Annotated in this window: 6 protein-coding genes and 1 tRNA gene; all 7 read right to left on the reverse strand. The window is 68.3% G+C overall.

The window, feature by feature from the left end; translation table 11 throughout:
* Positions 1-115 precede the first annotated feature (115 nt).
* The 7 genes from G6O68_RS15045 to G6O68_RS15075 all read right to left on the reverse strand — a co-directional run bounded on the left by G6O68_RS15045 (position 116) and on the right by G6O68_RS15075 (position 13045).
* Complete coding sequence (locus G6O68_RS15045; RefSeq protein WP_165249159.1) at positions 116-487, reverse strand: HU family DNA-binding protein; 372 nt, start codon at positions 485-487, stop codon at positions 116-118.
* A 253-nt stretch (positions 488-740) separates the two neighbouring features.
* The gene (locus G6O68_RS15050; RefSeq protein ID WP_165249161.1) at positions 741-950 is read right to left on the reverse strand and encodes a hypothetical protein; all 210 of its coding nucleotides are present in this window, start codon (positions 948-950) and stop codon (positions 741-743) included.
* Positions 951-1270: 320 nt separating this feature from the next.
* The gene (locus G6O68_RS15055; protein ID WP_165249163.1) at positions 1271-2896 is read right to left on the reverse strand and encodes an alpha/beta hydrolase-fold protein; all 1626 of its coding nucleotides are present in this window, start codon (positions 2894-2896) and stop codon (positions 1271-1273) included.
* A 182-nt stretch (positions 2897-3078) separates the two neighbouring features.
* Positions 3079-3152, reverse strand: a tRNA-Ile gene (locus G6O68_RS15060).
* 205 nt (positions 3153-3357) lie between these two features.
* Positions 3358-4611 (reverse strand): DUF1559 family PulG-like putative transporter, encoded by a 1254-nt coding sequence (locus tag G6O68_RS15065; protein ID WP_165249165.1) that lies wholly within the window; start codon positions 4609-4611, stop codon positions 3358-3360.
* Between the two features lie 121 nt (positions 4612-4732).
* On the reverse strand, positions 4733-10717 hold the full coding sequence (locus G6O68_RS15070; RefSeq protein WP_165249167.1) for a hypothetical protein: 5985 nt from the start codon (positions 10715-10717) through the stop codon (positions 4733-4735).
* Positions 10718-10819: 102 nt separating this feature from the next.
* The gene (locus G6O68_RS15075; RefSeq protein ID WP_165249169.1) at positions 10820-13045 is read right to left on the reverse strand and encodes a prepilin-type N-terminal cleavage/methylation domain-containing protein; all 2226 of its coding nucleotides are present in this window, start codon (positions 13043-13045) and stop codon (positions 10820-10822) included.
* Between the last annotated feature and the right edge of the window lie 124 nt (positions 13046-13169).

Below are 13169 nucleotides of genomic sequence, written 5' to 3' on the forward strand. Positions count from 1 at the left end.
TCGAGTCGAGGATGGAGAGCGTACGGCCGGAAACGACGAACCGCGTCGGGCGCAACCCCCGAAAAGGGTCCGCCGACGCGGTCGGTGGATCGAGGCGACGAGGAGGGACGACGGCTCAGATGAGGTCCTTGAGGGCCTTGAGCGGGAGGACCTTGACGACCTTGCGCGCCGGCTTGGCCTTGATGGTGATCTGCTCCTTGGTCGCCGGGTTGAAGCCCGGGCGGGCCTTGGTGGCCGGTTTGTGCTGGACCTTGATCTTCAGCAGGCCGGGGATGACGAACAGCCCGGGGCCCTTCTTGCCGATCTCCTTCTCGATCAGCTCGGACATGGCCTCGAACACGCCGGCGACGTCCTTCTTGCTCAGGTTCGTCTTGGCGGCGATGGCGGTGAAGATCTCGGTCTTGGTCGCGGCCTTCGCGGCGGTCTTGGCGGCAGGGGCCGGGGCCGCCTTCGCTTCCGCGGCCTTGGGAGCGGCTTTCTTGGCCATTGCAGGATCACCCTTTTCCAGAAAGATCGACGCCGAACGTCTTGCGAGCCGGTCGATTCCCCCCTCCCCGTTGAAGAGCGGTCGTCGTGGCTCCTGCCGATCGTTTTCGACGATTATGCCGCAAACCTCCAGAGAAAATCAGGGCCCCCCCCCGAAAATCCAGGGTTTTCGGCGATTTTCCCGCTCTCGCCCCGCTTGGCCCCCCGTTTTCGGGCGTTTCGCGGGGGATCGCCGCGCCTCCATCGCCCTCCCCTCAGACCGCGACGGTCGGCCGCAGCGGAGCGAAATCCATCAGGAACGTCCCCGTGGCGGACATCATGTCGACCATGAAACCGTCCCGAGCATAGGCCTCGGCGCTCCGCGAAGCCTGCCCGAAGTCGGCGAAGACCTGGCGCATCAGGCGGGTGCCGTCGCTGATCCGCAGGATGATGGTCGGGCTCTGGGACCGCGTCTCGTTCCTCATGTTCACCTTCCTCGCCGACTCCCGAATGCGAAGGCCCGGGTTCCTTGCGGCGACCCCGCGACGAACCTTCGCCGATTCCCTTGGCCCGAGGGCCCAGGGGCGTCGCTCCTCCCCATCCGCCGGGGAGGACGCATCCTCGTCCACCATGTACGCAAGCTCGGGCCAGTTGTGCCGCTCCTGGCCTGATGTTTCACGAATTCCACGCCATGTTGCGCCAAGGCGGCGCAAGCGGCGGCCAGGAGAGTGGATCAAGCGTCGCGTACGGCGACCCTCGGCCGCTCTCAGGGCCTTCGACGAGACACCCCAGTCGGGTCCTCGGATCAGAGGCGGGGGGCGGCGGGCTTCAGGGGGGGCGTGAACGCGGGGACGCCGTGCGGCCTCACCCTTCGCTTGTACACGATGTTGCCGCTGGCGGCGTAGAGAACATCGAAATCCGGCCCGCCGAACGACACGGCGGCGGCGGCCCCTCGGGGGGTGGGGATGATCGCATTGACCCGACCCGCCTGGTCGCAGACCTGGACGCCCAGGCTCGTCGCCGCGTAGAGCCGGCCGTCACGGTCCACGCAAAGGCCGGCCGTCCCGGCGTCGCGCGCGTCGTCCGGGAGATGGAGATGGTAATAACGCTGGCCGTATCGGAGCGAGAGGTCGGGCTGGACCTGGAAGCTGTAGACCCAGCGGCTGGCCGCGTCGGCGACGTACATCAACGATTGGTCCGGCGAGAGGGCCACGCTCCCGGCGTCGGGCAGCCCGGTGTTCGAGACGACGGGCTCGCCCTCGGGCGATCGGGCCTCGACCTGCCGGCCGCTCGTGGACGTCTCGCCGGGCCCGGGGAACAGCCGGAAGCGGACTCCGTCGTTCCGCGTGAGCCGCCCGAGGAGCGCATCGACGATCGCCTCGGGCCGATCCTCGACCGGCTCGGCGCGACCGTCGCCGATCCGGGCGATCCGCGACGCCGAGGCGTCGCTCACGAAGACGTCGCCCGCGGGGTCCACGGCCATCGAGGCGGCGGCCGCGCCCTCGGCGGCGACCGTCCAGCCCTCGCCCGGGATCAGGATCTCCTGGAGCTTGTCCGACCCCGGCCCGGCCTGGATCGGCGTGGGCCAGCCTTTCCAGAGCCATCGCATGGCCTCGGGAAAGATCTCCGTGGCGTGCTTGGAGCTGTGCCCGCCGTCGCCCCAATCGTGGGCGACCTCGTATCCGGCGAAGGTGAGCGCCCTCTCCATCTCCTGGTTGGCCATCCACCAGTCGCCGCCGTAGATGTTCAGGTCGTTGGAGCCGTCTTCCAGGAAGACGCGCAACGGCTTCGGCTCGTACTTGCGGATGAGCGTGGGATAGTCGTTGCCGCCCCGCAGGCCGACGTAGGTGCCGATGGCGCTGAAGACCCGCCGAAAGGCCGAAGGACGCTCCCAGGCGGCCGTGAAGGCGCAGATCGCCCCGCTGCTGGATCCGCCGATCGCGCGGTCGTTCCCGTCCTTCGAGAGACGGACGGGCCGGCCGTCCTCCGCCTGGTGCTTCTCGACCTCGGGCAGGAGTTCCTCGGTCAGGAACCGGACGTAGGCGTCGCCGAGGCCGTCGTATTCGAGGCTCCGATTGAAGCGGTCGAGGGCCGCGTCGGTCGGGGCCTTCACCCGGCCGTGCATCACGAACACGCCGATGAGAACCGGGATCTCTCCCTTCGCGATCAGCTCGTCGAAGACCGCCGGCGCGTTGTACTGCAGGCCGTCCTGGCAGACGAACAGGCACGCGGGCTTTGATGGGTCGTACTGCTTCGGGATGTAGATCCAGTAGTCCCGCGTCGTCCCCGGGAAGACGGTGCTCGACCCGAACGCATGCTTCTGCACCTCCCCTTTCGGGACCTCATCGGCGGCGACGGCGGCCGAGGCGATCGTCGCCAAAAGGATGATCGGGAGGGCGAGTCTCGGCCGTGCCATCGGTCGTCGCATCATCGTGCGCAGTCCTGGGAAGGGGGAACGCCTGGGGAGCGCGGCGGGTCCCGGACGAGGTTCGAGAAGATCGAACTCGATCGGAACGGCCGATGATTTTAGCCCGGTGATCGCCCGGGCGAAAGGGAGGGCCGCAGGTCGGGCCCGGCAAGGCGAAATGAGGTGAGAGGAGGGAGAAACGGCAATGGGCGCACCAGGATTCGAACCTGGGACCTTACCCTTATCAGGGGTACGCTCTAGCCAACTGAGCTATGCGCCCTTTGCTTGCGACAGGTAACAATGTACCCGAAACCCAGGGTGAGTCAACCACCCAGTCCTCTGCCGACTGAGATATCCCGATTCCCGCCGCCGGTGGATACGAAACGACCCGCCCGGCGGATTCAAGGTCCGCCGGGCGGGTCATGGGGGCCCGTCGTCTCGTTCAGGCCGTCATCGTTCCAGGCCGGTCGTCGCCCGGCGTGGACTTAGTTGATGAACGCGTCCTGGCTGACCGGCTGCTGCTTGTAGGGGACAGGGAGCTTGCTGCCGGCGGGGGTCAGGATCTTGGCATACACGACGCCGTCGATCGAGTTCTGGATGAACCGGACGGAGCCGTCGCAGAAGGCGAAGTTGCTGCCGTTCGGGTGCCCGCTGGTGACGAACGGGAAGGTCCCCTTGATCGTCAGGGCCTGGCCGTAGCCGATGTTCTCGAAGTTGCCGACCCGATTGGCGGCCGCCCAGGTCGTGGCGTCGGTGGAGTTGGTGCCATCGGCCAAGGCCGTGTTGCACGCGCCACTGGCCCCACAGATGTCGTCGGAGCCCATGAACAGGGCGAAGGTCGGCCAGGGGGCGGCCCAGTTGCTCTCGACCATGCCGGAGTACGCCGTCCCGGTCGAGTAGCCGACCAGCGTGCTCTCGCCGATCAGGACGGTCGAGCCGGAGCCGTCGACGATGCTGGCGGTGGTGGTCTTCGTGCCGCCCCAGCCCGGGTTGCGTCCGCTGAGGGCGCCGGGGATGTCGGTGACCGTGTCGATCCCGTTGTTGTTGCTGTAGATCGAGTTGATGAACATGACGCCGAGCTTCTGGTTGACGCCCTGGGCCAGCGCCCCGGCGGAATCCCAGCTGAGCGCCTGGCTCTGGCTGCCGCCGGCCGAATCGCCGTCCATCGTGAAGCCCTGCCACCGCAAGGGGGCGGCCGCGTACCGGGCGAAGCCGCCGTTGGCGGCGTAGCTCAGGTTGCCCTCATTCGGGGTGAAGTTGGAGTCGTCCGGGCATCGCAGGATGGCGAGGGCCGTCCGGGAGATGAGGGCGTTCGGCGTCGACGTGCCGGGGGCCGTCGTCGCCAGGTAGTTCAACTCATGCGTCCAGTTGTTCGCCAGGTCGGCCTGGTCGAGATCCTGGAGGATTTCGACGACCCAGCTCTTGGCCGCGCGGGGGGCGATGGTCGTGGCGTTGGGGGCCTGGGCCTCGTAGAGGACCGACTCGTTCGCCGCGTCGTGCGCGGGCGTGACCGGATATTCGAAGAACGTGCCCGCCGCCGGGTAGGCGCCCTTGCGGATGGCGTAGTTGTTGAGCGCCAGGCCGATGTTCTTGAGGTTGTTCTGGCACTGGGCGCGGCGGGCGGCCTCGCGGGCCGACTGGATGGCCGGCAGCAGCAGGCCGACCAGGACGCCGATGATGCTGATGACGACCAGCAGCTCGATCAGCGTGAAACCTTGGCGACGACGACGGGGCTTCATGAAGGCTGTCCTTTCACTAGACGGGGAGAACGAGACTACCGGAATCGTATCCAAACATCGACCCCTAAGACAATACGTTCGGCCCGGGCCCCTGTGACGAGGCCCGGGCCCCGGGCCGGGCTCATTCGATCGTCCGACGGTACAGGACGGCGGCCTGGTAGGCCCCCATCGACTCGGGGTCGAAGCCCGTGAGCTTCAGGCGGTCGACCACGAAGAAGCTGCGATAGCGAGTGTTCTCGGCCGTGGAAGCCCCGATCTCCGGCCCCAGGATGTCGAAGGCCGCCTGGGGGTAGGTGGGATCACCGACCATCGCGATGTCCCCCTCCCGCTTCACCTCGAAGAACCCGACCGTGATCCAGACCGCGAACTGGTGCGTCCGCACGGTGGTCAGGTTCATGACCCGCTGCATCAGCTCGCCCCGGAAATACGGGTGCTGGGTCTGGTTGACGCCGCCGCCGCCGCGACCGAGGGAGATCTCGGGGTAGCCGGTGGGGGTGTTGGCCTGGGGGATGAAGACGCTGGTCGCGCCGTCGTTGAGGTTCACCGTCGGCCCGCTCGTGACCGTCACGATGGGAGGGAGCCCGCCGATCGTCGGGTTGTTGGCCCCGGCAGGTCGAATGCGGTTGATCGAGCCGTCTCCGAGGACGCTGGCGTTGCTCTCTGCCGAGCCGTCCGGGATCTGGAAGAGCCGACGCGTGGGAATGGCCGGGGGCAGCACGGTAGCGGCGGCGGTGCTGATCGGGCCGACCACCCGGTTGTAGCCGGGGAACAGGGCCAGGTTCCGGACGCCCGGATCGTTCGTGGTGGCGGGGTCGACGACGGGGTCGGAGAAGAACGAAGGCGGCAGCGACGCCGGCCGCATCGACGTGGCGTCCACGTCCGGGAACGTGAGCGACCGGAAGGGACGCTCGGCCGGGATCTTGGTCAGGTAATCCGGGTGGGCGGAGTTCACCGGGGGGGCCGGCGGCGTGATCGCGGCGTTCTGCCCGGTCACCCCCTCGCCGAATCCGAAGAGGAAGCCCGACCCGCCGTGCCGCGCCCAGAGGAACTGCGCGAAGGCCGCCTTCATCCGATTCGCCAAACCGCCCGCGACGGGATCCGGGGCGACCGTCCCCACGTTCTGCATGGGGTGGGCGTACGCCGGGGCCCCGTTGTCCCGGGTCCCGGTGACGACCATCGGGATCGTGGGATAACCGGCAGCCAGGGGCCCCGTCCAGAGTCCCCCTGTGAATTCCGTCAGGCCGACCGCGGCCGGCAGAGGCAGCTGATATGGGTTCATCAGCTGCTGCAGGAAGGTGGGGACGGCCCCCGACATATCCTGCTTGCCGAGGAGGGCGAGGAAGACCTCCTCATCGATGATCAGGTTCAGGTTGAGCTGCCCCGCCCGGAGGTCCTGACGGGCCCAGTCGAAGTTCGTCCCCGCCGCGACGGTGCCGATCGCGCCGGCCATCTGGCTGGGGACCTCGAAGAACTCGAACATCCGGAACCAGCCGTCGCTGGCGTAGCCGCCCACGGTCGCCGGTGCGGTCGGGGTCGTGTAGAGCGTATCCGCGATGCCCGAGGCCCCGGCCGCCGTGTAGAAGAATTTGTCGACCAGGTAGGGGAACGTGTGGGGCCTGACGGGGTTCGCCGTCGCCTCGAAAGTGAACGGCTGGGCCAGCTCCGCCGTGGCGAACGGGCTCGCGACGGTTGGCGTGAGGATCGGCCTCGTGATCGCGTTGCGGCTGGTAGTCAGCACGCCGGCCGCCGCGTTGGCGAGTCCCACTCGCTGGGGTGACAGGGGATCCCCCGAGGGGGCGAACTCCGCGAAGTGCTTGGTGAACAGGCCGGGGGCCACGCCGGGCACGAGGGTCAGCTCGAAGGGGCTCGTGAAGTCGCGGTCGTGGAACGGGAAGAGGTCCCAGTACTCGGCCGGGTTCCCGCCGACGATCGTGCCGTCGTTCGGGAGGCCTAAGGTGTGATAGATCTGGCCGAGGGAGACTTGGGGCCCCTGAGAGCCGGTCTGCTGCGTGGCGCTGGTCCCGTAGTTGATGACCCCTCCCAGGGTGGTCACCGGCGCGGCGATCTGGTTGGTGTAGCCGTAGCGGGGGTCGATGTTGCCTCCCACGGCACCGTTCACCGGAACGGCCTGGCCGCCGCGATAGGGCTGGAGACGCTGATACGAGAAGATGTCATTGGTGCCTTTAAGGGTGACGATGTCCACCCGGTCGGGCTCGTCCGACGGAGTGGGGTTGGGATCGGTCCGCACGGTGCCGCCGGCATCGATGTAAGGGAACCGCATGCTGTCCACGACGACCATCGGATTGTCGTCCGAGACCGGGGCCATCGGATTGGCGGGGCGGCGCAGGCAGACCCAGTAATACGTGGCCTGCCCCGCCGTCCGGGGGATCTTGATGGGCCGGGTCGTGGTGCGCGTGCCGTCGATCTGCTTCGGGAGCACCCCGAACGGCAGGGTGAAGCCAGCCACGGCCCCGTTCATCGGGTCGTGGTCCGCGGCCAGCGTGAAGAGGTTCGCGGTGGCGGGGAGGCTGGTCGCCACCGGGATGGTCTCGCTGTCGGCCTCGGTCCCGGCGCCGGGGAAGGCGTTCGCGATCGTCGCAACGTACTTCGGGTCGGCCGCCGTGCCGAAGAAGTCGACGGCCGTCGCCCCCTTCTGACGGGGAAGAGGATTCAGGACGGCGTTGGTCGCCGGCGTGAAGGCGGCCGGGTGGAGGGGCGTCAGGCTGTGGAGCGTGGAGCCCGGCTGGAGCTGACCGTTGAAGGGGTCGGGACGGCTGCCGGGGGTGTCCTCGGTGAAGATCAGGTCCCAGCAGGCGCCGTCGTAGGGGGCGCCTGCGGCCGAGTTGAACCCGCTCAAGTTGACCTGGCCGGCGTTGTTCGCGGGCGTCCCGGTCTCGGGCTTGGTCAGCGTGTTCACCAGCTCCACGAAGAACCGGCCGGTGTCCACGCCCGACCCGACGCCCTCCTTACGGGCATAGGAGTAGGCGAGCACCTCGTTGATCGCGACCGGATTGAACTCCATCCCGAACTGCTCGAGCGGCGTGATGCCCGTCCCCGAGGTGAACGTGAGCATCGGGAGCGTGTTCAGCGGCGTCAGCGTGCCGATGGGCGCGAAGTTGACGTCCGGGTTGACCCACTTGGTCATCGTGCAGTCGGGGTCGCGAAAGTCGACCAGGTTGACGAGGTACTGGCCGAGCTGCGCCAGCTCCTCGGGCGTATCGACGGACCGCGGCGGCAGCACGGTCTTGAGGAGTTGATAGGCGTCGGTGATCCACTTGCGGCGGATCGGCTCGTTGGGGTCGTTCGAGACCGGCAGCGGCATGTTCAGGTTGATCTTCCGCCCCCGCTGTGCCAGGGCCGGCGTGTAGGTGGTCGGCGAGATCGACGCCATGTTGGCGTTGGTCGTGGGCGACGCGAATCGACGGTTGTCGGGAAACTGCGGATCGCCCGCGGCGTGGGGCGGGACGTCCAGCGGCCGGTCGAAAGCGTACGGCGGGTTGTCGTTCGTCCAGGCGTAGGCGTTCGTCTCCCACGACTCGACGGCGAAGAGCCGACGCCGCCGAAGCGCGTCCAGGTCGTTGAGGAAACTGATCGGCGCCAGCGAAGCCAGCCGGCTGCCGAGCGCCGGGCCGTCGACGTCCTGACGGCGGTAGAGCCACTCCAGGTCCGCGTTGCTGAACGGCGAATCCAGGTTCGGGTTGAGCTTGTAGAGGTTCAACTCGTCGGCCTCGTTCAGGCCGTCGGACCGGCTGTCCACCGCGACGTTGACCACGGTGCCGGAGTCGTCGGTGTAGCTGTAGTTGTAGTCGACGCCCGAGTTGATCTTGTTGTCGTAGGTCGGCATCTGCGTGGGCGTGCCGACCGCGTCGGTGGCGGGCGGGGGGAAGGTCTTGTAGGCCAGCATGCCGCCGGAACGCTGCGGGGTGCCGCGGGTGTTCGGGTTGAGAAACGCCTCGTAGCCGTGGAGGATGTTGTTATTGTGGGCGACTCTCGCGCCCAGGTTCGCCAGGCTGGCCATGGCCGCCGGATAGGGGTCGCCGTTTCCCCAGGGGTAGCCGATCTGGCCGGTGCCCGGGTCGATCTGCCCGGGGAGGCCGGGGGGGCGATAGTAGCCGCGATACTCGACGCGGCCCCAGTAGTCGCCTCCGCTGCCGCCGCCGCCCCGGGAGTTCCAGCGGCTCACCGAGCCCGACCCGTTCAGATCGACCGGCGTGAGGAACCGTCGCATCCGCTCGACCGGCAGCAGCAGCGCGCCGGCGGCGTCGTAGAAGTCGGAATCGCCCCGCTCGCCGAGCCGTCCGGTCGCCCCGGCCGGGTAGGCGTCGAACGAGTTGAAATCGTCGTCGGCCGCGTCGGCCGGGACGCCGCTGGAGTTGTAGTCGTAGACGCTGATCGAATAGCCCGGCCGGACCTCGTTGCTGTAGTTCGCACCGAGGGGGGCGTAGGAGCCGCCGGGGACGGAATCCGGCTCGCCCCAACGGCCGGCGACAGGGTTGGTCGTTCGGACGACGGGGTTCGGAGCGACGGGAGGCCTGTTCCCGGCGTTATCGACGTCGCCGGCGTCGGCCTTGCCGTTGGGAAGCGAGGTGTAGCGAGGGATGGTCTGCGCGACGTCTTGCCAGCCCATCTGCACGGGGTCGACGTCGCCGTTGACCTGGCCGGTGGTGTCCGGCGCGTCGGGGTTCGCCTGCGGCCGGGTGCCGGCCACGATGTTGCGAAGCTGCGTGAGGCGGACGTCGAGGGCCGAGGCGTCGGCCTGGGCGTAACCGGAGGCGAACGCGTTCTGCAGGCCGTAGGTCGGGTCGACCTCGCTGACCGAATTGCCGAGGTTCGACGCGTGGGTGGCGTTGCTTTCCTCGCCCGTGGCCCGCCCCGCCAGGTTGCCGGCGGTGTTCAGCGGGATCCGGCCGTTGAGGCCGACGACCATGAAGGCGAAGAGGGGCTTGTAGAGCGTCCCCTGGGCGTTGCGGCGGGCGGGGTAGCCGAGGTCGACCCAGACCGAGTCGGTGATCCCGTCGCCGTCGTTGTCCACGTCGTAGGTGATCTTGCCGGTGGTCGGGCTGGGGATCAGGTCGGGGAAGGTCGCCGGGTCGTGGCCGTCGGATGCACGCGGGCGGAGGATGCGGGACAGGCTGGTGCGGTCCGGCAACTCCCAGTCGTTCAGGCCGGCCGCCGGGTAGCGGATGTTGGCGGGGCGGTGGAACGACGGGATGATCAGCTGGCCGTCGGCGCTCTGCATCGCCAGGAACCAGTTTTCCAGGTCGACGGCGTCGTAGTCCTCGTCCATCCCAACCGCGCCGGGGGAGTCCAGGTTGTACCGGAAGTTGCCGAACTTCGCGTCGACGTTCTTGCCGGCCCCGTTGAAGGCGTGCAGCCAGCGGCCGTCGAGGATGAAGCGATACTCGGTCGTGTAATTCGTGCCCAAGGTGTTCAGGAGCGCGCTGGCGGGGGTCACCGTGGTCGTGGCCACGGGGAGGTTGCTGGGGTTGAAGAGTCTGGTCGACGCGTCCGTCGGCGCGATTGCGACCGAGAGGGTGCGGGGATTGGTCGAGCCCGAGACGAAGCCGCCGTCGGCCACCACCTCGAACGTCTGGCCGATCACGCCGGTCGAGCCGGGAGGCGCGGTGCCGTTGTAGGCGACGCGGATCGTCCACCGCGTGAAGTCATACCCGTAGAAGGCCGGGTCGCCCTCGGCGAGGTTCGTCGTCAGGATGTACCGGTTCGGCAGCGCATCCGGGTCGATCCGGGTGATGTAGAACAACGCGTTGTTCCCCGGGGCGGTGCGGGCGCCGTCGGGGCGGGCCTCCAGGTAGCCGTTGCGGTTGGAGTCGTTGCCGTACATGTCGCGGGCCAGGCTGTGGCCGCGGATGGCCGAGCGGGCGTCGTTGGTGTCGCTGATGAGCTGCGACAGGGCGAAGTCCATCAGCAGTTCGCTCTGGGGCTGGATCTTCGACTGGGCGAAGCTCCGGCTGGCGATCCGCGACTGCCCGGTGAACGTGGCGAACGTCACGCCGATCACCGCCATCAGCCCCAGCACGCCGAGGACGAGGATCAGGATGACCCCCCGCCGCTCGCGACGTCGCATTCGATACGCACTGGTCGTCATGGTCGTCCCCCTTGCTCCCTCGACTCGCCGCCGTCCGGCTTCCGCCCGTGCCTGGTTTCGACGCCTTCGGGCGTCCGCGCGTTCCGAATTTCTTCGTGGACGTCAGAGCTTCTCGGTGAAGTCCTGACGGATGGTGAGGATCTTGATGCGTTGATTGGTCGGGTCGGCCACCCGCACCTGGACCTGGATCCCCCGCAGCGGGGCCGGGTACGGCGCCGGGTAGGACGGGTAGATCGGCGGCGAGAACGGCGGCCCGTGGGGGAAGCCGTCGATCGCCCGCACGCCCGTCGCCGGGGCTTTGCTGTAGGTCGTCGACCACGAGTCCCACACCCGCCGCAGGCGGATGAGGCCGGGGGCGTTGTCGCCGATGTTGCCGTCGTAGGTGGGGTACGTAGACCCGTAGAAGCCCGCCGCGACGGCCCCGTACTGGGAGTCGAACCGGTAGTCGTTGATCAGCGGCGGCATCCGGCCCTCGTGGGCGAACGTCTGGTCCAGCACGTTGTACGCCGAGCCGTTGATCAGGGCGTAGGCGTTGGGGCCGAAGGCGCCGGCGAATGCGTCGAAATTGCCGTACAGATACGGCAGGTTTTCATTCGTGCCGAGCGAGGGATTCGCCCCGACGCTGGTGGCCGGACCGGCGATCCGCAGGTCGTCGCCCCAGCCGAGGTCGGCGTAGTCGGCGAGGGCCGGGTCGAAGGCCTTCACGTCGAAGCTGCGGACGTTGGTGAGGATCAGGTCGTCCTCCCAGCTGTTGTCGGCCCAGAGGGGATTGGTCGGATCGCCGGCGAAGTAGCCCGAGTTGGCCCCGGTCCCGTCCGTGAACAGCTGCGCCTTACGCACCCCACGCCAGTCGGCCGTCATGGGGGGGAGGAGCTGGTTCCCCGCGATGTTCGCACCCCGCTCGACATGCCCGGAGAGGGTCTCGCCGGCGTTCGCCGGGATCGCGTTGGAGGGGAGCAGGCCGTTCGGGAAGGCGTGGCCGACTCCCGGCTGATTGACCTGGAAGGTCGGGTCGTTCCACTCCGGCGCCAGGGTCTCCCGCCAGGTCGGGAACTGCCACAGCGTCTGGAGGTTGCTCCAGTTCTGGCCCGTCACGGTGGGCGCCGGGGCGTTGTCGCCCAGGTCGAGCGGATTGTGGTTCAGGTTGAGCAGGTAGTTGATCGGGTCGGTGTCGAACTGGTAGATCGTCGTGCCGTCGCCGTTCGTCGCCCAGGGGGCGGGTGCGTGGATCCAGCCGGGCGAGTAGTTCGCCAGGGCCTGGGCCTGCGAGTAGGCGCCCCGGAAGACATACGGGAAGGCCAGGCTGTAGCGTCTCGGATAGAGGTTGCCGTTTCCGGTGATCGCCGGCCTGTTAAAGACGTTCCAGAGGACGCGCGTCGTCGACCCGCCCGCGACGGAATCTTCGATCATGTTGGGGTAGAGCGTCGGATACCAGTCCGGCACATTGTCGCCGTTGAAATCGTCGGGGATGCCGTCGGGGATCAAGCCGCCGGCCAGGTTCACGAAGTCGTCGGCGAACCGAGGCATGGCGAAGCGGTTGTGGCGGTCGGTCAGGTCCGCGAGCGAGTTCAGGACCACCGAGTTGTTGGCGCCGTTCGTGGACGGCAGGCCGCGTGCCGCCGGCCGAGCGGAGAGGTCGTTGACCCCCTGCCAGCTCACTTGGAGCCCACCGAGGTCGGGCGGGAAGAACGCCCAGGGAAACGTCGGCGCCCCGGAACTCGTCGAGGCCACGTAATAACCCAGATTCCAGGTGGCGGCGGCTACCTCGGAAAATGAGGGCACGATCCGGGACTGCAGCTCGGGGGCCACCAGCAGGACCCGCCTGTAGAGGTTGCCGTTGCGGAGGAAGTAGATGACCTCGGCGTACTCGCTGGTGACGGTGATCGGCCGCGAGGCGCTCCGTTCGGCCGGAGTCAGCAGATCCATGTACAGGGTGGTCGTCAGCACGTTAGCCGGCTTGGCCCACATTCGGCCCGTGAACGGGCGGCCGGCGGGGGCTTTGACGGTCAGTCGGATATAGTCGTCGATGTCCTCGCCGTCGTTGTCGGCGTACTCGTTCTCGCCGTACTCGAAGTAGCCGCGTTGGTCCTTGGGGTCGTTGGGCGGGGTGAACTTGGCCGTGGCGCCGGCGAGGTCCGAGCGCAGGGTGGAGTCGAGCCGGCGCAGGTCGTCGTCGAGCCGCTGGTACACCTGGGCGGCGTTCATCGAGCCGGTCGCGGCCTGGAAGATCTGGACGACGAGCGCCATCATCAGCAGGAGCACGGCCAGCGTGACCAGCATCTCGACGAGCGTCACGCCTCGTCGGCGGCGGCGGAGATTCGCGTTCATGCGGCGGTAGACCTTCACGACTGGGCCCCTGCACTGGGTGGCCCGCCCGTCCCCGAGGCGGGGAAGCCGCGACGGGCGGAGAGCGGGTCGGACGATCGCGGCGAAGACGAGGCGACGCGGCCGC

Origin of the sequence: Paludisphaera soli (assembly GCF_011064595.1) — a bacterium.
In the GTDB taxonomy this organism is placed as follows: Bacteria; Planctomycetota; Planctomycetia; order Isosphaerales; family Isosphaeraceae; genus Paludisphaera; species Paludisphaera soli.